Here is a 22,546-nt window from a genome sequence, read left to right as displayed (position 1 = left end):
GGGGAGTGGGGGCGGGGCGGGATTGAGGCGACGGGCCGTCTGGGCTGAGTCGTCCGATGGAGCAGGCGGCCCTACGACGAGGCGCGGAGTTCAGAGGCCGGAAGAAGTATTGATCCCTGCCCGCCTGGCAGCCGCTCGACCGATGTCGTCCAGCTGAGCGAGCATCTCGGCGGGCGGCCTCGTGACGTCGATCCGCACCGTCCGAACCACGACACCGGAGCCTTTCACCGTCGCTGTCCGATCACTCGGGTCTCCGGCGCTCGAGACGTAGACGAGCGTCCCTTCAGCCAGCCCGAGCACTGTGCAGTAGGCCAGCATCTGGTAGAGGTCCTCGACCCTCGGTGGCCCGAGTTTGTACTTGGCATCGATGACGACCACTGGTCGGCCGCCGGCGACGTGGACGAAGTCGGGTCGGATCGGCTGGCGTCGTTCGAGATCGAGATGAGCGGGGAACTGACCGATACTGACGCCCCGCGAGACCCCTGAGAGAGCGCTGCTCAGAGTCGTGGTCACGAATGCCTCGAACGCCTCCGCCATATTGACGACGAAGGAGGCGACGGTGTGGCCGCCGTTCGTCGTGGTGGGCGTGATGCGTGCGAGCACGAGTTCGGCGAAGCGCAGGGCGGGCTGATAGCGCTGGTTCAGCCGCGACGGCTGCCACGACGGTGTCATCGTCCCTGGCCGCAGGAGGGCTGCCTCCGACAGTCTCGAGTCGAGGTGCGCCAGGCGCCGCCGGACGTCCGGCGACACGCGGGGCACGGCGAGCAGCAGCCGGCCGGCCGCACGCAGGATCCGGTTCTCGACGATGTCGGCCGAGTAGTCGTCGACCGTCAGCTCGATCGGGAGGAGTCGTCCGCCGCGGCGCGACATCTGGTCGGAGAACCGGACCCGCCCGCGCACCGTCATGGCGCTCTCGTCGTACCGTCGGTACCCCTGCAGGAGGCCGTGCCCGAGTGCACGTTCCGCGATGCGCGCGTACGTCTCGGCGACCGCGGGGAAGATCTCCCTGCCGTCGCCGGAGACCTCTTCCGGTCGGAAGCCCGGGTCCGCCGCGTACCCCAGCATGAAGAGCACCGAGGAGAAGGCGGCCTTCGGACGGACGACGACCTCGTCGCCATCGATCCGAATCGCCCCGATCCTGTTGAGCTGAGGCTTCACCTCGGCGCCTGACGCTGTCATGCGGGATTCGAGCAGCCCTGCGCTGCACACGCGACCGATGACCTCAGGGTCGAACGAGACCGCCGTCCAGCCGCCGTTCTCGTCGAACTCGACGCGGGTCATCGGGCCGGAGCGTCGTCGACCGCTTCGTCCGGATCCGCGACAGCACCGGGCTCGAGAGCGCTGAGACCGAACGTCGCCCGGACCTCCGCGCGAGACAAGCGTCCGTAGTAGTGCTCGTCGAGCAGCGGAAGGATGTCGTACTCCCAGATCCTCGCCAATCCGGAGTCCGTGCGGGCAGAAGCGCCCATGAGGTAGGACGGGCCGATCTGGAAATCGCGGTCGAGGTCGCCGATCCGCTCGTTGAGCTGCCTCAGCAGAGCACTTCGGCTGATCTCATGGTGCTGCGCCTTCGACCATCGCTCGATCAGGCCGAGTACCGGCTCCTCTGCGGGGTGCAGCTCGACGAACGAGAACCGCCTCCTGATCGCCGCGTCCACCAGGGAGATCGAGCGGTCTGCCGTGTTCATCGTTCCGATGACGAAGAGATTCTCGGGCAGACGGAAGTCCTCCTCCGGCGAGTACTGCAGTGAGACCCCGGCGTCGCGGTATTCGAGGAGCAGGTAGAGCTCGCCGAACACCTTCGCGATGTTCGCCCGGTTGATCTCGTCGATGATCAGCACATGCGGCACTGTCGGGTTCGCCGCCGCCGCAGCAGCGAGAAGACGTACCGGCCCCGGTGCGAGTCGGAAACTCGCGGACCCCTTCTCATCGACCGTCGGCCGGAACCCCTCGAAGAAGTCCTCATAGGAGTAGGAGGGGTGGAACTGGACGATGCGGACCGCGCCCTTCGGCGCGATGAAGTCGGCGAGAGCACGGGCGAGATAGGTCTTGCCCGTTCCGGGAGGCCCGAAGAAGATCGCTTGGCGACGCTCCTCGAGGAGACCCAGCACCTCGTTCAGCCACAGTGAGTCGTAATGCAGGCGACCCGCGAGTTCGGGCGTGCTGCGGGGGAGGCGGAGGGGGCCGGACAGCGGAGGTGCGGGCGTCGGTGCGATCGGCGGCGATATCAGGAAGCCGACGTCGGTGATCGGAGCGCTGCCGGACAGGACGTCGAGGACGGCGTTCGGTATCTCCGACCTCGAGACCGGCGTTCGCCAGTCGACGCCGCGTCGTCCTCGGGAATCGAGTTCTCCGATGACGCCCCAGTGCACGTCGTCGGAGCCGTCGACGAAGACCTGGTCGCCGGCCGCCATCGTCACGAGGAACTGCGCAGCCGAATCCACCTCAGTGAGGAGATCGGTGATGAGCGGTCGCGGACCGGCCCCGGACGTCGGCCAGTCTCTCCATGAACGGAGCGCTTCGTCGCGGATGCCGCTTCGACCGCCATCCGGCGGGAGCGTGACGTGGAGGCCTGGGAGGGCGAGTGGCGCGCCGGGAGCGGCCGAGGGTACGGCCCAGCCGCGATGCTCGGTCTGCGGTGCCGCAAGCCACCATTCCGCGTCCCACGGTGGCGAGTACCAGGCGATGTCGAGCTCGCCGCTCGGGTCGAGGCTGTCCCGCAGAGCGAGCAGATCGCGGTCGACGTCGTCCGTCACCGTCGGGAGCGCTCCCGCGAAGGCGTCGCGGATCGCGTGCTTCTGCGCGACGGAGACGATTGCTTCGAAGCAGCTCGGCCAGGCCAGAGCGAGCAGAGAGCTCCGGATCGGTGGAGCATCACCCTGTACGTCGAGCGTGCGGTCGCGGAAGAGCCAGGGATCGCCGAGCGCGGCTTCGCGATGATCGGACGCGAGGGCGTCCCACTGCCGGACGAAATCGCACAACCAGAGGAGATGCTGTGCGATCTGCTGGTTGAACCCCTGACCGCCGTTGAAGACGCCGCGAGTGTCGAGGGCGTCGACGATCACATCAGGGACCCGGGGGCGATCGGGCAGCACGTCGAGGATCTCCTGCAGAAGAGCGAGCTTCGTCTGCGCCCGGATGTTGATGAGGGGGAGGCGCTGCAGGAAGCAGAGCTCAGCGGCGAGCAGGACGACCGCCCTCGGCTGATCAGTCATCTGCTCGGCGATCCGCTCACGGAAAGTGCCGGTCGACCCGGGTGTCTCGATCGCTCGCCGGAGTGCCGCCGCAGTATCAGCGGTCCAGGTCACCGTCCGGCCGTCGAACGCGGAGGCCTGGCGTCGGAGACCACCGTCGAGGACGACCCGGGCGGCCTGCGCGATCGCCGTCCGCTCCGCCCGGCCCGTCCGTCCGGACGTCTCCGGTTGCTCCGCTGGAACGCCGGGGTCGGTCGTTCCTCTTATGGCCGCGCAGTCCGAGCACCATCCCGGTCGCGTCAGCGTCCTGAGATCGACATCCGGCGCAGCACCCCAGGCCTTCAGCACTTCGTCCTGAGCCCAGATGCGGATCGGAGTCGTCACGCCGTGAGCACATCCTGGGAGATGCAGCTTGCCCGAGGACGCTTCCTCGTAACCGTGCTCGGATGCGGCGAGCCCCCACTCGACGCCGTCGAAGGACCGCGTGGAACCGGAGATGCGCCCTCGAGCTCCCGGAGCAGTGCTGAGCACCAGGAATCCGAGCCCTGTGAGGACCCGCTGTGCCTGGCCGGAGGTGAACTCGCTCCTCTGCAGACCGGTGGCCTCGGAGATCACCTGTTTCACGGGGAAGCGGCTGCCGCTCACCTCGACGGAGTACGTGCTCACCTCGGCCGGCGCGGTACGGGCGAGGGTGCTCTCGACTTGTTCCCGTGTGAGTTCGTAGGTGGCGCCGTTGATCGTGAACTGCACTTCGTCCCCTTCGTCGTTCCGGTGAGTCTGTCGGACGGTACCGACTTTCACCGCATCGGCTCCCTTTTCGCGCCGGGAGAAGAGGGGGTGTCACTGACCGTCTTCGAGTCCGTCTGCTCCGGTCTTGGTATGGGGGAGAGTCCGACGCGATGAGCGCGGAGAATCCAACGGGACGGCGACCGATCGAGAAGGAAGCGACAGCCCTTCCGCAGCGAACCGGACCTCGACCGGTATGGCACGATCAACCCATGCCCGGCTCACTGCACGCCTATGTCGTCGAAGGAACCCGTCTCCGAGTGGATGTGGTCTCGGATCAGGGGGCGACTCTCTCCCTCGCGGGGGAATTCACCGATCTCGAGCCGGTGACGGAGAGCGGTGGCGTTCTCGAGAGCAATCCTGCACTGCGCAGCAACATGTGGGCGTACGCCAAGACCTGGTATCGCGCCCGCATGACGTCCAATGCCGAGGCTCTCGCGTATTCGGATCCGGCCGAGCAGAAGGCCGCTCTCCAGCAGGTGGAGCAGGAGCGGCGGACCGCACAGAAAGTGGCCGAGACGTACGCGAAGACGGCGCAGTGGATCGCGGACGTCGCAGACGACGTCTCGCTGCTGGACGTCCAGCACGGATGGTGCTCGTCGTGCTTCTTCAACACCGAGCACCGGAAGTCGAACCGTCCCGCGGGGCAGCTTCCGGTGTACGTCTGCCAGGGCTGCGGATCCGCGACGCTCCCATGCGTGGCTGTGGGCTGCGGCAACATGGCGGTGCGCGAGCGCGGCGCTCTGCGCGTCCCCCAGTTCTGCGCCGAGCACAAGCACGAGATCCCGGGCTTCGAGAAGGCCCAGGGGATCTTCGGCGAGCTGCACGACTACGAGGCCTTCCTCGAGTACGAGAAGCCCGACCTCGACGCGACCTCCAAGATCATCGTGGGCGGAATCGCTGTCCTCGCGATGGCGGCGCCGGTCGCTCTCCTCGCCGCTCCCGCCATCGGCGGCGCGATCGGCTCGCTCGGCGTCTTCGGCGGATTCACCGGCGCAGCGGCGAGCTCACACGGACTCGCGCTGCTCGGCGGCGGCACCCTCGCAGCGGGCGGGCTCGGCATGGCCGGCGGCACGGCGGTCGTGACGGCCGTCGGAGCGGCGGTGGGAGGTGTCCTCGGGGCATCGGTCGCGAACGCCTACCTGAGCGAGGACAAGTCGTTCCAGATCGAGCTGCTCCGTCCGGGAACGGGCGGCGTCCCCGTGGTCGTCGCTAACGGGTTCCTCACCGACGGTGAGGGAGAGCGGTGGGGCAAGTGGAAGTCGATCGTCGACTCCCGCTACCCGGACTCGCCCGTCTACCGCGTCCGATGGGGGTCGAAGGAGTTGCGGGATCTGACGGATCTCGCCCTAGGCGCAGCAGGCAAGGGCGTCGCCATGGGGCTGCTCAGAGGAGCGGCGGCGCTCGGGCACAAGGCGGGGGCGAAGCTTCTCGGAGGCGTCGCCGGGCCGGCGATGATCGCCTCGGACCTCGCGAGGAACCCCTGGCACGTCGCGAAGAACCGCGCCGACAAGACGGGCGTGATCATCGGTGATCTCCTTGCACGCACGAACGCGAAGTCGTACGTGCTCATCGGTCACAGTCTGGGAGCGAGGGCGATGGTCGTCGCCGCGCAGTCCATGGGCACGAAGCCCGGAGGGCCGCGGATCCAGGCCGCACATCTCCTCGGCACCGCGATCGGAGCGAAGAGCAACTGGGACTCGTTGACCGCCTCGGTCGACGAAGCGGTCTACGGCTACCACTCCCGCAACGACGCGATCCTCAAGTTCGTCTACCGGACGGCTCAGGCCGGTGAGACGGCAGCTGGTCTGGTGGGCTTCATCCCAGCGTCCAGCAAGCTGCAGAACATCGACGTCTCGGATCGTGTCCAGACGCACTTCGAGTATCAGGACAACGTCGAGCTCCACGACGCCGTCTGAGCGGTGCCGGGCGGGAGGTCGGTGACCTCTCGCCCGAGATCAGTCGATCCGCTGGTCCTTCGTCCATTCGCGCAGGACTCGCCGACGACCGCCGGCTCGGCCGTTCGGCCCTCGAGCGACGAGCGCTGTCCGAGCTAGCGCCCTTCCCCACCCAGCCGCTCACTCATCCCCGCGACCTCCTGCCACGCTCCGGTCGCCCGCTCCTCCGCCGTCGCCTCCCGGAGCAGCCTGGTCAACCGCTCCCGCAGCCGCAGCTCTGCGGCCGTCATCGCGCTCTCGTGCCCCCGCGCGAGGAGGTACGAGTGAGCGTCCGTCGCGAAGGCGGCCAGGGCGTCGAGGAAGATCTCGAGGACGCGGGCGGCCTCGCCGATGCGGGACGGATCGCGGGGCACCGGCAGCATCGGCACGAGCCGCAGCCTCCCCTGCCAGAGGCGCTCGTCGAGCGGATCGGCGAAGAGGGTGAGCGCGGTCGCGAGCGTTCCCGAGGCGGAGGAGGGGAACGCGCGGCGGACGTCGTGGACGATCTCGTGGAAGTGGTCGTCGCTGAGGCCGAAGCCGACGAAGAGCAGGTGCCGGGTCGCGAGGGTGGCCTTCACGATCGAGGAGAGGGCGCGGCGGGAGGAGTCGAAGCCGAGGTAGTCGTCGCGGGTGAGGACGATCGAGGACGGGTCGTCGACGGTGCCGTGGAGCTTCAGCAGCCAGCGCTCGTGGTCGCCCTCGTGGTCGCCGGGGATGACGGCGCGGGGGACGCCCGCATCCTCGGACGCCGTCTCGAAGAGGCGGTCGTAGTTGAGCGTGATGGCCTGCTCGGAGTCGATCGCGGTGAGGAGCGCCGGCGCGAGACCGTACCGCTCGAGGGATCCGATCTCACGGGCGACGGCCTCGGCGAACCGTCCGGGCTGCTCCTCGTCGAACAGCGTCGCGAGGTAGGACGCCTGGTCGAGCACGTTCTTCCCGCTGAGGACCGCGGACGTCTCGGAGTCGAGTCCGATCTCGCGACCGAGCTCCTCGAGCAGTCCGTCCCAGGAGGGGCCGCCGGCGCTGACGCTGGTCCCGGCGCCGAGGAAGGGCACGAGCCGGCGGCGCCGGGCGCGCTCGGCGAGGCTCTGCGCCTCCTCGAGGGCCGGAGCCTCCAGCTCGGGCCAGGACGTCGCGGGATCGAGTCGCCGCCTGGACTGGGCGAAGGCGTGGACGTCGGCGCGGAGGGTGACGATCGCGATGTCGACCTCGAACGCCTCGGCGGCCTCCCGCAGCACGCGGAGCTGCTGGGCGAGCACGGCGTCGCGGAGGGTCCCTGATCCGCCGCCCGCCGTCGCGAAGAGCGGCACGGCCAGGAGTGGCAGCGGCCGCCTCGTGCGCCGATCCCTCGTCGCCGTCTGCGCGGCGACCTCGACGAAGGCCCGGAGGCGGCGGGCGATGTCGGCGAGTCCTTCGCTGTCCTCGGCGTCGCGCACGGCGCGATCGGGGACGGCGGTGAGGACGGGAGTGGGCTCGCCGTCGCGCGGCGCGAGCGGCAGTGCCGCCTGTCGGCCGTCCGAGAACTCCGGAGTCAGCGCGGCGCGTGCGCGATCCTCCAGCCGCGGGACCCTGCGCCAGAAGTCCGTGAACGAGAGGAAGCGGTCCGTCGGCAGGAGCCACGCGTCGCAGGCGAAGTGGAGGAGGCTTCCGCGGGTGACGAAGAGATGAGGTCGAGGCACGGCCTCTTCCTATCAGCATCGCTGAGTCGCCCGGGAGGGCTCGTTCTCCGCATCGAGAACGAGCCCTCCCGGGCGACTCGGTGAGAGGGCCGGGAGTCACGCGAGCATCCGATGCCGACGCGAGGCCGGCGTCAGCGCCCCAGCACTCCCGCGTACACCACCAGGTACTCGTCGACCATCCGATCCTCCGCGAAGCGGCGGCGCGCCGTCTCTCGCACGGCCGCGCGGTCGAGGAGCCCGACCCGCTCGACCGCGGCGACCGCCTCCTCCCGTGACGACACCGCGAACCCGGTGACGCCCTCGTCGATGATCTCGGCCATGGATCCGCGGCGGTACGCGATCACCGGCGTCCCGCACGCCATCGCCTCGACGACGGAGAGGCCGAACGGCTCGTCGAAGCCGATCGGATGCAGGAGCGCGAGCGCCCCGCCGAGCACGAGGGCGCGCTCCTCCGGCCCGACCGAGCCGCGGTAGACGACGCGAGTCCCGTCGACGAGCGGCTCGACCTCCTCGCGCCAGTAGCGCTCGTCCTGGACGATGCCGCAGATCACGAGTCGCCGCCCGGCCGCGGCGGCGATCCGGACCGCCTCCGCCGTGCCCTTGTCGGGGTGGATCCGGCCGAGGATCACGAGGTCCTCTCCTCCGGATCCGGCGGGGAAGCCGTCCACGTCGATCCCGTGGTGCACCGTCGCCGCGTAGTCGAGCTCGGGGGAGCGGTCGCTGTCCGAGATCGACACCAGGTGCTCGGTGCGCGGGTGCCGCAGCGCCTCGCGGTAGGCGGGCAGGATCTCGGGCCCGGAGAAGCCGTGCACCGTCGTCACCAGGAATACGGCCGCGGCGGCGTCGACGTCGACGCAGCGGCGGATCAGGAGGCCGGCGCCGCGAGTGGCGTCCTCGCGGCCGTGCCCGGCGGGGAGGACCTACTCGAGGAGGAAGGCGCGCCCGTTGATCAGCAGCGTGTCGCCGTCGGTCGCGGCGAGAACGCCGAACTCGTCGACGGAGCGGGTGGAGTCCCCGGCGGTGTCCGAGGTCGCGGCGACAGCGGGAGTGGCTGCGGCGGCGGTGAGGAGGAGCCCGCAGGCGAGTGCGGTGATCACGGTCGTGCGGTTCATCGGCGTCGTCCTTGGCGTCGTGGTGGGCCGCTTCTCGTGGAGGCGGCGGGAACTGGTTCCGAGCCTAGGGCGCCGAGCCCGTCAACGCCCTGGGTCGTTCCTTGGGTTCAGCTATGAAGTACCGTGCAGCCATGCCCTGGGGACGCCTCTACTTCGCCGTGCAGGCCCTCGGCGGCGCGGCCTGGTGGGTCGCCGTGGCGCTCGTCCCCGCCCTGCGGATCGCGACGCTCGGCAGCCTCGATCCCGTCCCTGTCGCGGCTCTCGACCTCCCGCTGTTCGTCGGCGCCTCCGCTCTCGCCGCCACGGGCATCCGCTGGGCGGCCGTCACCGCGACGGCCTGGACGCTCCTCGTCGCGGTCGCCCTGGCCGTCTGGGCCACCCTGACGGGGGAGGCGGGCTGGGGCGTCGTCGCGATGATCGCCGCGGCGGGCGGCTCCGTCGTCGCGGCGTGCCTGCTCCTGCTCGGCCGGGTGCCCACGCGCTGGATCGCCTCCGGTCCCTTCTCCTTCCGGGTCGCGACCGCGGGCCGCCGGCCCGGATCGCACCTCGCCGCGACCCTCGGGCAGATCGCGGTGTTCTGGGGTGGCGCGCTGGTCGTCGTCCCGCTGGTGATCGCCGCGCTGGAGGAGCGCTGGGGCGTGGGCCTCGGAGCGGCGCCGCCCGCGGTCGTCGGCGTCGGCGTCCTGCTGCTGGTCGCGGCGAGCGCGCTCGGGATCTGGTCGGGACTCACGATGTCGCTCCTCGGCGACGGCACGCCGCTGCCGATCGCGATGACCAACCGGCTGGTGATCGCCGGGCCCTACCGCTGGGTCCGCAACCCGATGGCGGTCGCCGGCATCGTGCAGGGAGCGGCGGTCGGGCTGCTGCTCTCGTCGTGGCTGGTCGTGCTGTACGCACTCCTCGGCGCCGTCGTCTGGAACCAGGCCGTGCGCCCGCTGGAGGAGGCGGACCTCGCCGCCCGCTTCGGCGCCGACTTCGAGCGCTACCGCTCGCGCGTCCGCTGCTGGGTGCCCCGCCGCCCGGAACCGCTGCCGCGCCGGGGGTAGCCGCTGCCGCAGTGCGGTCGTAGAGGCGTTCCGCTCCCGCCGGGACACCGCCTCGGACGCGCCTCTCGCGACGGCTCCGCGCCTCGCCCGCCGACCCCGTCACTCCGCGGTGCGCCCGCGCCCCACCACCGCGGCGACCAGCCCCGCCGACACCGCGGCCAGCGCGACCAGCACCCCGCCCACGCCGAGCAGTCCCGCCACGAGCGGAGTCGCGAGCGCCAGCGCGACACCGGGGAGCGCCAGGCGCGCGGGCATCGGCTGGTGCTCGCCGAGCGGCGCGTGCACCGCCCACAGGGTCAGGACGAAGACCGCGACCGGCACCGCGACGGCCGCGCCGATCACCGTGTCGGACGCCTCGAGGTGGCCCGCGGTCGCAGCAACGGCCGCCTCCAGCCCGGACCCCAGCGCCGCGAGGGCCGCGAACGCCGCGAAGTGCGCGTAGCCCCAGCGGTAGGAGAGGCCGCGCCGCCGCTCCAGCAGCTCGCCGGAGGGATGCGAGAACGACAGCCACCACAGCGCGAACACGATCACCAGCCCGCAGGCCGCGACCAGCACGAGCGAGGCGCTGACGCCCGCCTCCGTCACCGCCCGCTGCACGCCCATCACCGCCGCGAGGACGCCCTCGCCGAGCAGGATGATCGTGAACAGCCCGTACCGCTCGGCGACGTGGTGCGGATGCCAGTTCGCGTCCCCCGCCCGCTGCGCCCAGAGGGGCACCGCCAGCTCGCAGGCGACCAGGAGCAGGAAGCTCACCACCCCGACCTCCTCGGGCAGGAGCAGCCGCAGCAGCCAGCCGACCTGCACGATCGAGAAGCCGACGGCGTTGCGCACGGCGGAGGTGCGGTGCTCCGGAGTGGACACGGCGACGCGGATCCACTGGCTCACCAGCGCGAACCGCATGATCGCGTAGCCGATGGTGATCGCCCGGTAGTCGCCGTCCTCGAAGCCGGCCGGCACTCCCGCCGCGAGCACCAGGACGCCGCCCATCTGGGCGAGGGTCAGCAGCCGGTAGGGCACGTCGTCGGTGTCGTACCCGGAGGCGAACCAGGTGAAGTTCATCCACGCCCACCAGATCGCGAAGAACACCATGCCGAAGGGGAGGAGCCCCTCGGCGAGGTGCCCCTCCTCGGTCGCGTGGGCGAGCTGCTGGGCGATCTGCGCGATCGCGACGACGAAGGTCAGGTCGACGAGCAGCTCGAGCGGACTCGAGACGCGGTGCGCCTCGTCGATCGCGCGCGGCTGCATCCGCACGCGGAGGGGGTGCGCGGGGGAGGCGGGCATGCGCTCATCCTGCACCCGGAGGGCCGCTGCGCGAGTGCCGCGCCCGCCTCCCGCGAACCTCGGCGCCCGCCCTCGCACCGAGTGTCCAGAAGTCGTCGCACTCGAGCGCGAGCGCGACGACCATCGGACACTCGCGGTCGGCCGGACCTCGCGGGGCCGGGCTCACACTCGCCGGGTACGTCGCAGCCGCGCCCCGCGCCGGCCCGCGCAGGACCCCCGCCTACGATGGGTCGGGATGTCCCCCGAATCCGCGCTCGCCGCCCCGACCCGCGCGTCCCCGGGCGCCCGGCGGTCGCGGCGCGGGCCGCTCCTCGGGCTCGCCCTGGTCGCCGTCCTCGTGGCGACGCGCCTGCTCGCCCCGGACGCGGCGGGCGACGCCCTCTCGGACGCGGTGCGCGACTTCCTCACCCTCTCGATCAGCGTCGTCATCGAGTCGCTGCCGTTCGTGTTCCTCGGCATCGTCCTCTCGATCGCGGTGCAGCTGTGGGTGCCCGAGGCCGTGCTGCTGAGGATCCTGCCGAAGCGGGCGCTCCCGCGGCGCCTCGTGATCTCGCTGCTCGGCGTGCTCCTCCCGGTCTGCGAGTGCGGCAACGTGCCGCTCGCGCGCGGGCTGATCGTCAAGGGCCTCTCGGTGTCGGAGTCGATGACGTTTCTGCTCGCCGCGCCGATCGTGAATCCGATCACCATCGTCACGACGTACCAGGCCTTCGGCTGGGCCGACGGGATCCTCGTCTGGCGCATCGTCGGCGGCTTCGCGATCGCGAACCTCGTCGGCTGGATCTTCAGCCGCCACTCCGAGCCGATGAGCCTGCTCACCGACCGCTTCCGCGCGGCCTGCGAGGCGGGCGAGCGGCCCTCCCGCTTCCTCCGCGACCGCTCCCGGCGCAGCGTGCTGCTGTTCGCCGAGGAGACCGGGGCGATGATGCCGGCGCTGTTCGTCGGCGCCGCCATCGCGGGGCTGATCCAGGTCGGCGTCTCGCGCGACGTGCTGACCACGCTCGGCGGCGACCCGCTCTGGTCGGTGCTGGCGCTGATGGTGCTCGCGTTCGTCATCTCGATCTGCTCGAACGTCGACGCGTTCTTCGTGCTCTCGTTCGGCTCCACGTTCCTGCCGGGAGGCATCATCGCGTTCCTCGTCTTCGGCCCGATGATCGACGTCAAGATGCTCGCGCTGCTGCGCACCACGTTCTCGGCCGCGACGCTGGTGCGCGTCACCGTGCTGGTCGCCCTCGCCGCCGCCGTGCTGGGACTGGCGGTGAACTATGCGCTCTGAGCGCCTCCTCGCCCGCTGGAAGGGCGTCGTCCTCAGTCTGATCGGCGTCGTCTCGACCCTGTGGCTCGCGGCGACCGGCCGACTCGGCCTCTACATCCACCCCCGCTACTTCGAGTTCTCGGTGGTGCTCGCGGTGATCGCCGGAGTGCTGCTGATCGCGGCGTTCGCGGTCGTGCCGGGCGCCGAGGAGGACGCCCACGAGCACGAGGACGACGTCGAGCACCTCCACGCCCCAATGCCCGCCCGCCCCTGGCGCCGGGTGGTCGCGGTCGCGGCCGGAGTCGCGGTGATCGCCTCCGCCGCCGTCGCCCTGCTCGTGCTCCCGCCGGCCGCCCTCACCGCCTCGACCGCGACGCAGCGCGAGGTCAACACGAGCGCCGTCGACGCCTCCGTGACCGCCGCGGCGCCCACCGGCGACACGGCCTCGTTCAGCGTGCGCGACTGGGCGACCCTGCTGCGTCAGGGCGCGAGCGAGCAGTTCCTCGCCGGCCGCACGGCCACAGTGAGCGGATTCGTGACCCCCGACGCCTCCGACCCCGAGAACGTCTTCTACATCGCCCGCTTCGTCGTCACCTGCTGCGCGGTGGACGCGCAGCCGGTGGGCGTGCCGGTCTACCAGGCCGGCTGGGCCGACACCTGGTCGGAGGGGCAGTGGCTGGAGGCGAGCGGCGGCTTCGGCGCGAACCCGAGCGTCACCAGCGCCGAGGCGGTCGTGCTGGAGCCGGAGGCGGTCACTCCGATCGACGAGCCGGCGATGCCGTATGTCTACTGAGCGCGGCGCGAATCCTGAGCCCGGCGCGACTCCCGAGCGCGGCACGTCGGCGCAGAGCGGGCGACGGGCCGGAGGCGGCGCGCGGCGGGCTCCCGGCCTCGACTCCGCAGGCGCCTCCCGCTTCCCGCGGCTCTTCTGGGCGGTCGTCGCGGTGCTCGTCCTCGCGGTCGGAGGCCTGACCGCCGCCACCGTCGCGAAGGGGCCCCGGGTCGCCTCCCTCGAGGTCAGCACCGACGGCGTGGTCGAGCGCGACGGCTCCCGCGCCCGCCTGCACCTCGACCAGGCGCTCGAGCCGGATGCGCTCGACCGCGTCCGCGTCGCTCCGGACGCCCCGCACACCGCCGAGCTCGACGGCGGCGTGCTCACCGTCACCTTCACCGACACCCTCCGCTACGCCACCCGCTACGAGATCGGGATCGACGACGCCCGCAGCGCCGCGACCGGCTCGGCCGCCGACGTCTCCGCCTCCTTCACCACGAAGGACCCCGATCTCTTCACCCTCGATCGCACCGCCGACGACCCCTCGCAGCCCGACGCCGTCCGCGTCCGCCCGCTCTCCGGAGGCGACGCCCGGGTCCTCGTCACGGCCGACCGGATCCAGGACTACGCCGTCGTCGGCCCGGTGCTGGTCGTCGTGACCATCGAGCCGGACGACACGAACCTCCTCCGCACGGTCACGCTCGACACCGGCTCCGAGGGCGTCATCCCGCTCCCCGGCCCCGGGACCGTGCGCGAGCTGCACTCCTCGCCCGAGAAGGGCGTGCTCGGCTGGACCTTCACCGGGCAGGCGCCGTCGGGCCCGCTCGACCGCGCCCTCTACTCCTACGACCTCACCGACCAGAAGGCCGAGGCGGTCCCCGTGCTCGGGATCGACGGCGGGCCGCTGCGGGCGCGCGACTGGATGTTCGTGCCCGGCACCACCTCGGTCGTCACCCACTCGCTCGACGACACTGTGCTCCTGCTCGACCTGCTGACGCCCGGGTCGATCAGCCCGCTCGGGCAGCACGCGGAGCTGCGCGGATTCGTGCCCGGCGCGAACCGGCTCGTGGTCGCCGATCCGGAGTCGGGCTCGCTGATCGACCTGGCCGACGGCTCGGTCGAGACGCTCGCCCTCCCGCCGGCGGACGTGAGCGCGACCGCGTCGCCCGTGCAGATCCTGCTCCTCGACTCCGGGAGCTACGTCGAGCTCGAGGCCGAGTACGCGCCGGAGACGGGGGCGACCCAGTACTCCGTCGTCCGCGTCGACGCGTCCGGCACCTCGGAGGTGTTCCGCACCTCGCCGACGGGGCGCATCCGCGGCGTCTGCCTCTCGCCGAACGGGCAGTACCTCGCCGTCGAGACCGTCTCGGTCGAGGGTCGGCCGGACGACTACCCGGGCGAGCCGGGCTTCAGCGCGACCTCGACCGTGCTCGTCGACCTCGGCACCGGCGACACCGCGCGCAGCGTCAACGGACGCTCGCGCGACTGGTGCGCGTAGGGGCCGGGCCGACGACCGGCTCGTCCACCTGACTGATTGCTGGCGGCTCGGAAGTACCGGATCGTTCAGCAGATCATCGAGAACGACCAGCGCGCCGAGCTGAGCGTCGCGGACCGCACCGCCGCGTGGGCGCAGCTCGCGTTCGAGGGCGTGTCCGCCGCAGCGATCGCCAAGCGCACCGGCACCAAGACCGACGCGGTGAAAAAGGGCCTCGCGGTCGCGGAGTCCGGCTCGAGCCGGTCCCCGCCCCCTCCTCTTCTCCCACTGCTGCACAGGAAGGCCTGACCATGACCACCACGACCACCGCACCCCGCCCCGCCCACCGCTTCGACCCGTACCAGGAGTGATCGACCTCGAAATCGGATCGCTTTCCACGGCTGGGGGACCGACGACGAGAACGACGACCACCCTCGACGCTATCGACTGCGCCGACGGCCCACACGAGATCGATCCCGCGTCGCTCGGTGAGAAGCCGATTTCGAGTGTCGACGCCACCCCATCGGACGCGGACAACGACACCGTCTGGGTCCTCACAGTGCGCGGAGACCGGGATCCCTCCTGACATCGGCGGGACTTCTCGACGCGCTCGGCCGGTGTCGTCCTCAAGCGCGTCTCGGCTCTGCTGTCCAGTACGGAAATCGTCCTACGGCCGGCCGAGTTCAGCTAGTCGACGGTCATAGCGGGCCAGTTCGGCACGCATCTGCTCGATCGACCTCGGCGTGAAACGCCTCACCTGCATGTCGAGGATCGCATCGGCCACGACGTCGCTGGTCCCGAATGCTGCGGCAACGGCCGCCCTCTCGTCGTCGCGACCTCCCGAGACGCTCGCGCACACCCGGAACAGCTTCTCGGGGTTCTCGATGGCTCTGATGCAGGCGTTGATGATCTCGGTACTCATCACGAGATTCTGACGTTCGCTGTCGTCGTCCATGCGGTCACCGTACCGGCCGAAGCGACCTGCCTCCGGGCGGCGACGGCCTCGCGGCGGGGCGGACGTTCTCGGCGCTCCAGTCGGTCGGGTCGTCGCGGGGATCGCGAGGCCGGGCTTCATGGCGACGACGATGTCCGCGTTCTCGAGGTCCTCCACTGTGACGGCGCGGGGGGTGCGGTCGCTGATGTCGAGACCGAGCTCCGCGACGGTCGCGGCAATCGCGGGGTTCACTGTGTCTGCGGGGGACAGCCCGGCGGTGGTGGCGGTGTAGCGGTCGCCGGCGAGTACTTCGAACACGCCGGCCGCTCCCAACTCGGCGCCCGCGGTCAGCCGAAGCACCAGCATCGCCTGCACGATCCACCTCACCCGGAAAGGGGACTTAGTTAGACCGTCTAGAAAATCTAGGCTGTGACCGCTCGATCGGCGATCCCTGGCTGCTGGTCGTTCGAGGTTGGCGCGCGTTCGGCCAACCGGCAGCGAGGGGTGCACCGACCCGAACGGTTGCACCCCTCGCTGTAATTGTGAAGCCACCAGAGCCCGTTGACGAGAGGGCCCGGAGGCGCCGAGACATTTTCGAGGGTCGATGCCGGTGAGGGTCAGGCGAAAGCGCTGCCCGCCAGCGGATGCGCGAGCAGGATCCCCGCGATGAGGACGAGTGCGGCGCTCGGCAGCACGAACTCGACGGGGCGTTTTCCGTGGCGGCTCAGCGCGGAGGGCGCCAGATGGATGAGCACGCCGACCGTGAGCAGGGCGGCGCACGTGAGAAGACCCCATCCGCCGATGAAGAGCAGACTGACTCCCGGGCCACCCGACTCGGGGATCCCGTACCAGACGGCGTCCGCGATCCAGAGTGTCGCGGCGGCGACGCCGGTTGACGCGAGAGCGACCCAGGACACAACGGAGCTAGAGCCGGTCGAGGTCGATCTCCTGGTGTCCACCTGCCGAACGCTAGGGCAGCCGACGGCGCTGGACAACGAAGCCGGAATGAACAAGAGGTGGACGTGAATCCGTCCGGCGACGGACGCCGTGCCCCTTTAAGGAGTTGCCGGTGGACTCCCGAGCGCAGCGTCGTCGTGTCTCGTTGCCCTGCGGTCGGGGATCGAGGAGCGGGGAGGGGGAGGCGCCGGCTGGTGGACCGACAGGTCGGCTTCGCTTGCAGTTCCCGCAGCGGAGGATCGCCATGCTCACCGGCGGTGCCGACTCGCTGCCCGTGAGGGGAGCTCTCGCTGAGCTGGCGGATGAGCCGATCGGCGATCGGGTTCAGCCGGTGAGCCGGCGGACCTGTTCAGCGGAGAGCTGGCGGTCGGCGAAGAGCACGACTCGTGCGGTCGGGTCTGGGCTGTGCGCGTCCGGACCCTCCCATCTGAGCGCGAGGCCGAGTCGCTCGATGGTGCGGCGGGAGCGTGCGTTGCGTTCTGCGACGACCGCGGTGATGGGCAGCTCCGGTCGGAGGCGGTGGGCGAGTTCGATGCCGGCGAGGGCGACCTCCTGCGCGTAGCCCTTGCTCCAGTGGTCGGGGTGGAGGGTGAACGCCACATTCCAGGCTGCATCGGAGAGCAGAGTGCATCCACCCATTCCGATCAGATCACGGCTGTCGATGGGGGAGTCGCGCCGGCGGATCACCCAGCTGCTGAGTCCGTCCCGTGTCCACTGGGTCCTTCGATACGCGATCACGGCCCGGGTCTGATCGGCGGAGAGATGGAGGAGGAGCGGATCCTCTTCCGCGATCCGCGGATCGGTGTAGAGGCGGAACAGCTCGTCCAGGTCGGTCTCGGCGGGCCGGCACAGTCGGAGCCGGTCGGTGAGCACGTCGAGGTCCCGTGGGGCACAGGCCTGTCCGTCGCTCACGCTCATGGGATGAGGTTGCCATGACCCGACCGCTCGACCAGCGTTGAGTGCGCATGTGATCCGGTCGCGCGAGGTGGCCCGTACGGGGATCGGTGGCCGGAGGTCCTCAGTTGCTGACGTGAGTCAGAGTCCGCGCGTACTCGATCATCGGATGACCACCGAGCGGATGCGGCGCGGGATCCCCGTGAGGCTCGAAGCCGGACGCCTTGTAAAGCCCTTCCGCCCGATCGTTTCCGGCGCGGACGTGCAGCTTCAGGACGAGGTAGCCGAGCTGAGAGGCGGACTGGACCGCGTCGTCGAGCAGTGTCCGGCCGAGCCCGCGCCCTGTCTCGCTCGGTGCGACGGCGAGCAGTTCGAGCAGCGCACTGTGTCGGCCCGGACCATCGCCCGTGTCGACGGTGAGAGCGAACCCGAGGGGATCCGAGCCGATGACGGCGAACCGAACGAGAGGCCGGTGGAACTTCGCTCGAGCCCTCTCGGCGACCGCGTCGTCCTGACTGCATCCGTCTCGTGCTCTGAGTGCCTCCAGCCAGAGGTCGATGCAGGGCCCGCGATCGTCAGGCGAACCGGCTCGGATCTTCATGCGCTGAGGCTATCGAGGCAGCCATCGGACATGTTCCGAATCCGAGTCGCGTCCTCGTTGTGGACGCCGGCTCGCCGGCTGACGCTGGACAGCAGCTCGCCGAGGCGTGGTCGTGTCACCGAACGAGACGTCGGGCGAAGGACCGGCACATGCTCCGAGGGGCGGGCGTGCGCGAGGAGCGATTCGTACAGTGGAGGTATGAGTGTGATGAAGGAGACGGGTACCGCGCGGCGGAGCGGACGAGGGTGGACGCGGGCTGCGTTCGTGCTGGGCGTTCTCGCCGTCGTGTCCTACGCCGTCGGATACCTGGCGGTGGCCCACCTGTGGGTGGGCGATCCCCTGGTCATTGGAGTCGCGACCACGCTGCAGTACCTTCTCCCGCTGGCCGGCGTCCTCGTCGGTCATCAGGCGCGACGACACGTCGGTCCTCGCTGGGAGTCGACGGTGGGACTCGTGCTCTCCTACCTCTTCCTGGCCTTTGCCGTGGTGCCGGTCGTCATCGGCTTGGCCGGACTGCTGCTGGCACGCTGATCGATCGACGACCCGGATCATTCAGCGGTTCACGCGATTCGCGGCCGTCTGAACGATCGGCAGCTTCTTCGCACGAAGGGTGGCGGCGAGGAGCCAGCCGAGGAGGGAAGCGATTCCTGCCGTGACTGCGTATTCCGTGATGAGGCCCGCGGAGGAGGGCCAGGTCGCGTTTCCCGACGCGAGTACCAGTGCGGTGGAGGCGGCGGCGCCGATCGCGAGTCCCAGGCCCAGGAACGCGGCCGCCTGCCCGACGCGCGGGAAGCGGAGTGTCCGCCGGTCGAGCCAGAGACTCGAGGGAAGCCACAGGAGTGCGCCCGCGACAGTGAACGCAGCTGCCGTGCCCGCGATGAGCCCTGCTGCGGACCCGCCCGATACATCCCAGCTGCCCGCGGTTCGCACCAGCGCGAGGACCGCAACGGCAGGCCACGCCAGAATGCCCCATGCCAGTTCTCGTGTTTCCATGAGCATCATGGTCCGGCACGTCGGTGAACACGCCATGAATCAGAACGTTCAGCACTCCACGATCATGTGTTCCGTAAGGGGATGGTTGAGCGGGCCATCTTCGTCGTCCGCGTGGACTCATCCCTCCACAGGACCGGGGCACGTCTCGGGGCTGAAATCGGAGGTTGCGGTGGTTGCGTCCGGGCAGAGGCCGGTGGTCCAACCGTGATCATCCGCGTAGGAGTTGTATTCGTTTGTCAGAGAGAAGACGATCCCTGCGTTCCAGGGTGCCGTGTAGGCGAAAGAGACGACGGGATCCCCTTCATCCGTGAGAGAACTCCAGGCGAGCTCCGCCTCCTCGCCCGCTGCTGCTGCCGTGTCGAGGCCTGCGACCGCGTTGATGGGCACGAGCTCGGTTTGATCAAGCACGAACTCTCCGCAGGTGTCGGCAGCGTTGCCTTCCTGCACGATCAGCGGCGCGTCGCGCAACGCGCGAGCTGCCCGGATCGGATCACCCTCCGGAGCTGGTGAACCTGAGCACGCGGCGAGCATCAGTGCGCCAGCAGCAATGAGCGCCGTAGCGGCGCAATGCCGTCCCGCCATTCCCTCGCCTGTTCGTTTCACGGCGCCACCGTACTCAAGACCGCGCCTTTGTCTACTTGCAACCGGCAGGCGGGGCCGGCACCGTCCCGTATCGGGATGGTTCACCGGGCCGATCTGGTGCCCGGCCGTGGAAGACTCGTTGGGCCGACGACAGCGGAGCGTGACGCCAGTGACTTCAGTAGTGAGCCTCATCCGCTCCAACAGCCTCTCCGGCGCAGCGCAGTATGCGTACGCCGCGACAGTTCCCGCCGGCTCGCGCATGATCTTCCTCGCCGGAGATGTTGCACTGGACGCGGTAGATCCCCTGCCCCGGAGTTGCCGTCACTTCGTCCCTAGTCTTTTCCTATGAACGCATCGAGCTCATTGCCCTCTCTTGACGGTTACCGCTTCGCGGCTGTCCGCGACACAGTCGGCGGCGAAGTAGGACCTGAGACTGTCTTCGACTACCACGAAGCGGACGGCGAGGTGTGGGCCACCTACGCCGGCGGCGCAGTCCGGCGGGGATTCCTTGTCGGCACTCGAACCGGTGACACGGTGGCGTTCCGCTACTGCCAGCTCAACGAGGACGGCGAGACCTCGACGGGATCCTGCGTCTCCGAGATTGTTCTCGACCCAACTGGGCTGCTTCGAATGAAGGAGACGTGGGCCTGGGAATCAAAACCCGGTAATGGCACCAGCGAAGTCACGGAGATCATCGTCCCTCGCCTAGCATCGGTCGTCACAGAACCCCGAACCCGACCCTTTCGCGAGTCGTAGAATGAGTGACAAGTTATAGGACAACACTGCTCGGCGCGCCGCGTTTGTGGAGTTGATCGCTAAGTGGCGGCGTCTCTTGATCGTTGCGTGGCGCTAGTTGCCGATGACGAGGATGCTGGCAGCGGCTTCGATGACGTCGTCGGTAATGGTTTCGAGGTCGTTGATCTTGAGCACGCGGGCTATCTGCGGAAAGACTCGTTCGAGTAGGCGGAAGTTGCCGCGGGTGATGCGTTCGATGGAGGCGATGGCTTGGGCGTCGGTGAAGTCGTCGGGGTTGAGGGTGCGTCCGAGGCGCTTCCAGTGTCGGTCGAGGACGAAGAGGAGTTCGTCTCGGCCGAGGGCGCGGTAATGGTGGAGAAGCCGAGGCGGCTGCAGAGCTGCGGGTAGTGGCGGAAGCGTTGGTCGATGCCGGGCATGCCGATCAGAATTATGGAGAGGTGTTCGCGGTCGTGTCGGTCGCGGAGCAGCTCGAGTGCGGTGGGTGTGAGTCGTTCGGCTTCGTCGATGATGAGTAGCTCGACGAGGTGAGCCACTGGTCGTGCTTTGAAAGGCGGGTCAGGTTCGAGGGAGCGCAGATGTTCGTCGGCGCAGAGGCCGACTTTGATTTGCCAATGGTCGATGTCGTGCATGAGGTCTTTGGGTCGGCAGAGTACTTCGGGTGTGTAGAACACGGTGCGGGATCGGTTGGCGAGGGCGTAGTGCTTGGCGTCGTGATCTCCTCGCGGGCCCCATTCGTTGATGTAGGGCTCGAGAGCGTCCCAGTTCGCATAGCGGCGGGCGGAGTTGGTCTTGCCGACACCAGCATCACCGTGACAGATGCCGATGGTTCGTTCCTTGCGGACGGCGTTGGCGAACTCGGTGAAGCGTCGGTGCTCTTTGGTCACGATGAAGGCCTAATTCATCACTCGTCCTCTTCATAGGTGCGTAGCCGGCGCCGATGGGGAACGGGCGCGACGCTGTGCGGCTCCTCCCGGACGGTGGCGGTGGGAATGCGGTCGTTGATGACGTGCCGGAGTTGTCGTCGGCGGGCGCGGCGGGCGGCTTCGATGTCGCGGAGGCTGAGTCGGAGGTTGGGGTGAGCTTCGTCGACGGCAACACAGACGAAGGTGTCGCGGTCGTAGACCCGGATCTCTGAGACGTCACGTGGGTCATATCGAATCGTGACGGTGTGCCCGACGAAGGGTGCGAGCGTCGGGGCGAGGTAGCGCTGGCCCTGGAAGTGAATGCCATCGCGCTGCACGACGCGATTCTTCGGAACAGTGAGAAGAAGCCCATCGAGCTGTTCGAGGCTGTCAGGCATACGCGGGAGCCAGCCGTCAGCAACCCATGCGTCTCGCGGAGAGGCTTCGAGCTCGCGATGCGGGCGCTCGTTGTAGGTCCTGACGAAGGCGCCGATCGCCTGGTCGAGGGCCGCCAGATCAAGTACTGGGTGGGGGGCTTCTGCTGCCGGGCCCGAGGTGCCACGGGAGGGTAGCGAGGAGTTCGGTGTTGATGGTGCGGAAGAAGCGTTCGATCTTGCCGCGGCCCTGGGGTCTGCCGACGATGGAATGGATGATGCGGATGCGCAGCTCGATGGCGGTGCGCTCGAGGTGGTGGCTGGTGAAGTCGGAGCCGTGGTCGACGTGGAGAACGTCAGGTATCCCGCACATAGCCCACGTCGGGTCGGGCTTTCTCCAGATCGCCTGACGGAGAGCAAGTGCTGTGTTCATCGCGGACGGTGCCCCGGCGAAGACGATGTAGCCGCAGATCGCGCGCGAATAGTCGTCCATCACGATCGTCAGCCACGGCCGATCGGGCGCGCCCCCGGTGCCCATGATGAGGATGTCGAGTTCGGTGTGATCCGCCTGCCACATGTGGTTGGGACGTTCGGCGCGTCGGCGAAACACCAGCTCGTGCTTGTCTCGATAGGCGGCCGGTCTTTCCAACGCGAGTGTTACGAGCGCCGGGTCTAGAGCTTGCACGATTTCCCTGACGGTGGCGTAGCTCGGCGCCGACAGGCCATGATGATCTGCTTCAGCGCTTGCTAGGCGGTGCAGCGTGGTCAGCGCTGGTCGCGGCCTGCTCAAAGCCAGTCGTTCGATGAACGCCACGAGCTCAGGCGGCGTTCGACGTACACCAGCGTCCGATCGCTGGTGCGGATCGAGAGCAGTGACGCCGCTTCCTCGGTAGAGCTGATGCCAGCGCTGTAGTGTGCGGAGGCCGATGCCGATGTCTCGTGCGAGGGCGGCGAGGGGTATCTGATCTTCGACGTGAAGTCGGAGAATTCGCCACCGCTCGTCACCGTCCATGGCATTTG

Annotated in this window: 23 protein-coding genes and 1 pseudogene; 9 read left to right on the top strand and 15 right to left on the bottom strand. The window is 69.4% G+C overall.

The features are described 5' to 3' along the window. Nucleotides 1–90: 90 nt before the first annotated feature. A complete protein-coding gene (locus C5C56_RS14680) occupies nucleotides 91–1,281 on the bottom strand; it encodes an McrC family protein (protein ID WP_104234076.1) in 1,191 nt (396 codons plus the stop codon). Further along, nucleotides 1,278–3,215 carry an AAA family ATPase gene (locus C5C56_RS14675; protein WP_146078875.1) on the bottom strand — a complete coding sequence of 646 codons (1,938 nt, stop codon included), beginning with the start codon at nucleotides 3,213–3,215 and terminating at the stop codon, nucleotides 1,278–1,280. The genes C5C56_RS14680 and C5C56_RS14675 overlap by 4 nt, the downstream gene beginning before the upstream one ends. Nucleotides 3,216–4,192: 977 nt before the next feature. Between C5C56_RS14675 and C5C56_RS14670 the strand changes: the two genes are divergently transcribed. Further along, nucleotides 4,193–5,899 (top strand): DUF726 domain-containing protein, encoded by a 1,707-nt coding sequence (locus tag C5C56_RS14670; RefSeq protein ID WP_219813905.1) that lies wholly within the window; start codon nucleotides 4,193–4,195, stop codon nucleotides 5,897–5,899. A 134-nt stretch (nucleotides 5,900–6,033) separates the two neighbouring features. On the opposite strand, the gene C5C56_RS14665 is transcribed toward C5C56_RS14670, so the two are convergent. From C5C56_RS14665 to C5C56_RS14655, 3 genes are all read right to left on the bottom strand, one after another. After that, entirely contained in the window at nucleotides 6,034–7,596 is a 1,563-nt protein-coding gene (locus C5C56_RS14665; RefSeq protein WP_104319832.1) for an SIR2 family protein, read from the bottom strand. A 131-nt stretch (nucleotides 7,597–7,727) separates the two neighbouring features. Then, on the bottom strand, nucleotides 7,728–8,417 hold the full coding sequence (locus tag C5C56_RS14660) for a glycosyltransferase (RefSeq protein ID WP_258065687.1): 690 nt from the start codon (nucleotides 8,415–8,417) through the stop codon (nucleotides 7,728–7,730). Nucleotides 8,418–8,516: 99 nt separating this feature from the next. Continuing rightward, nucleotides 8,517–8,708, bottom strand: coding sequence for a hypothetical protein (locus C5C56_RS14655; RefSeq protein WP_104223384.1), 192 nt, complete (start codon nucleotides 8,706–8,708; stop codon nucleotides 8,517–8,519). Between the two features lie 131 nt (nucleotides 8,709–8,839). On the opposite strand from C5C56_RS14655, the gene C5C56_RS14650 reads away from it, so the two are divergent. Next, nucleotides 8,840–9,754, top strand: coding sequence for an isoprenylcysteine carboxylmethyltransferase family protein (locus C5C56_RS14650; protein WP_104319830.1), 915 nt, complete (start codon nucleotides 8,840–8,842; stop codon nucleotides 9,752–9,754). Nucleotides 9,755–9,853: 99 nt separating this feature from the next. Here the strand turns inward: C5C56_RS14650 and C5C56_RS14645 are convergent, their stop codons facing one another. Next, nucleotides 9,854–11,035, bottom strand: a complete 1,182-nt coding sequence (locus tag C5C56_RS14645) for a low temperature requirement protein A (RefSeq protein WP_219813904.1) — start codon at nucleotides 11,033–11,035, stop codon at nucleotides 9,854–9,856. Between the two features lie 235 nt (nucleotides 11,036–11,270). Here C5C56_RS14645 and C5C56_RS14640 point away from each other — a divergent pair, with 235 nt between their 5' ends. Genes C5C56_RS14640 through C5C56_RS17595 form a run of 5 tightly spaced genes read left to right on the top strand, consistent with a single transcriptional unit; the run spans nucleotide 11,271 to nucleotide 15,119 of the window. Continuing rightward, nucleotides 11,271–12,308, top strand: coding sequence for a permease (locus C5C56_RS14640; protein WP_104319829.1), 1,038 nt, complete (start codon nucleotides 11,271–11,273; stop codon nucleotides 12,306–12,308). Then, nucleotides 12,298–13,080 carry a TIGR03943 family putative permease subunit gene (locus tag C5C56_RS14635; protein ID WP_104319828.1) on the top strand — a complete coding sequence of 261 codons (783 nt, stop codon included), beginning with the start codon at nucleotides 12,298–12,300 and terminating at the stop codon, nucleotides 13,078–13,080. The genes C5C56_RS14640 and C5C56_RS14635 overlap by 11 nt, the downstream gene beginning before the upstream one ends. Next, nucleotides 13,070–14,557 carry a hypothetical protein gene (locus C5C56_RS14630; protein WP_104319827.1) on the top strand — a complete coding sequence of 496 codons (1,488 nt, stop codon included), beginning with the start codon at nucleotides 13,070–13,072 and terminating at the stop codon, nucleotides 14,555–14,557. Before C5C56_RS14635 ends, C5C56_RS14630 begins: the two co-directional genes overlap by 11 nt. Before the next feature lie 36 nt (nucleotides 14,558–14,593). Next, nucleotides 14,594–14,842, top strand: coding sequence for a hypothetical protein (locus C5C56_RS14625; protein WP_104319826.1), 249 nt, complete (start codon nucleotides 14,594–14,596; stop codon nucleotides 14,840–14,842). Between the two features lie 58 nt (nucleotides 14,843–14,900). Further along, on the top strand, nucleotides 14,901–15,119 hold the full coding sequence (locus tag C5C56_RS17595) for a hypothetical protein (RefSeq protein WP_146076619.1): 219 nt from the start codon (nucleotides 14,901–14,903) through the stop codon (nucleotides 15,117–15,119). A gap of 81 nt (nucleotides 15,120–15,200) precedes the next feature. Here the strand turns inward: C5C56_RS17595 and C5C56_RS14620 are convergent, their stop codons facing one another. The 4 genes from C5C56_RS14620 to C5C56_RS14605 form a co-directional block, all read right to left on the bottom strand. Further along, on the bottom strand, nucleotides 15,201–15,854 hold the full coding sequence (locus C5C56_RS14620; RefSeq protein ID WP_258060023.1) for a low molecular weight phosphatase family protein: 654 nt from the start codon (nucleotides 15,852–15,854) through the stop codon (nucleotides 15,201–15,203). 230 nt (nucleotides 15,855–16,084) lie between these two features. Beyond that, nucleotides 16,085–16,426: a hypothetical protein gene (locus C5C56_RS14615; RefSeq protein WP_146081495.1), complete on the bottom strand. Its 342-nt coding sequence runs from the start codon at nucleotides 16,424–16,426 to the stop codon at nucleotides 16,085–16,087. A gap of 322 nt (nucleotides 16,427–16,748) precedes the next feature. Then, nucleotides 16,749–17,342 (bottom strand): GNAT family N-acetyltransferase, encoded by a 594-nt coding sequence (locus C5C56_RS14610; RefSeq protein WP_104247869.1) that lies wholly within the window; start codon nucleotides 17,340–17,342, stop codon nucleotides 16,749–16,751. 100 nt (nucleotides 17,343–17,442) lie between these two features. Continuing rightward, nucleotides 17,443–17,919: a GNAT family N-acetyltransferase gene (locus tag C5C56_RS14605; protein WP_104223376.1), complete on the bottom strand. Its 477-nt coding sequence runs from the start codon at nucleotides 17,917–17,919 to the stop codon at nucleotides 17,443–17,445. A 198-nt stretch (nucleotides 17,920–18,117) separates the two neighbouring features. Here C5C56_RS14605 and C5C56_RS14600 point away from each other — a divergent pair, with 198 nt between their 5' ends. After that, a complete protein-coding gene (locus C5C56_RS14600; RefSeq protein ID WP_104226378.1) occupies nucleotides 18,118–18,450 on the top strand; it encodes a hypothetical protein in 333 nt (110 codons plus the stop codon). 21 nt (nucleotides 18,451–18,471) lie between these two features. Here C5C56_RS14600 and C5C56_RS14595 read toward each other — a convergent pair whose 3' ends face one another. Together C5C56_RS14595 and C5C56_RS14590 are read right to left on the bottom strand one after the other, a co-directional pair. Beyond that, nucleotides 18,472–18,921, bottom strand: a complete 450-nt coding sequence (locus tag C5C56_RS14595; RefSeq protein WP_104267942.1) for a hypothetical protein — start codon at nucleotides 18,919–18,921, stop codon at nucleotides 18,472–18,474. A gap of 108 nt (nucleotides 18,922–19,029) precedes the next feature. Continuing rightward, nucleotides 19,030–19,515 (bottom strand): hypothetical protein, encoded by a 486-nt coding sequence (locus tag C5C56_RS14590; protein ID WP_146086494.1) that lies wholly within the window; start codon nucleotides 19,513–19,515, stop codon nucleotides 19,030–19,032. Between the two features lie 324 nt (nucleotides 19,516–19,839). On the opposite strand from C5C56_RS14590, the gene C5C56_RS14580 reads away from it, so the two are divergent. Further along, the gene (locus C5C56_RS14580; protein WP_104319824.1) at nucleotides 19,840–20,250 is read left to right on the top strand and encodes a hypothetical protein; all 411 of its coding nucleotides are present in this window, start codon (nucleotides 19,840–19,842) and stop codon (nucleotides 20,248–20,250) included. 93 nt (nucleotides 20,251–20,343) lie between these two features. Here C5C56_RS14580 and C5C56_RS14575 read toward each other — a convergent pair. From C5C56_RS14575 to C5C56_RS18355, 3 genes and pseudogenes are all read right to left on the bottom strand, one after another. Further along, nucleotides 20,344–21,137, bottom strand: a pseudogene (locus tag C5C56_RS14575) (AAA family ATPase). 14 nt (nucleotides 21,138–21,151) lie between these two features. After that, the gene (locus C5C56_RS18360) at nucleotides 21,152–21,550 is read right to left on the bottom strand and encodes a Mu transposase C-terminal domain-containing protein (RefSeq protein WP_258065686.1); all 399 of its coding nucleotides are present in this window, start codon (nucleotides 21,548–21,550) and stop codon (nucleotides 21,152–21,154) included. Nucleotides 21,551–21,668: 118 nt separating this feature from the next. Continuing rightward, nucleotides 21,669–22,538, bottom strand: a complete 870-nt coding sequence (locus C5C56_RS18355) for a DDE-type integrase/transposase/recombinase (protein ID WP_258065685.1) — start codon at nucleotides 22,536–22,538, stop codon at nucleotides 21,669–21,671. Between the last annotated feature and the right edge of the window lie 8 nt (nucleotides 22,539–22,546).

The organism is Rathayibacter sp. AY1D1 (assembly GCF_002932635.1).
GTDB lineage: Bacteria > Actinomycetota > Actinomycetes > Actinomycetales > Microbacteriaceae > Rathayibacter.
This window is presented reverse-complemented; position numbering and strand designations above follow the sequence as displayed.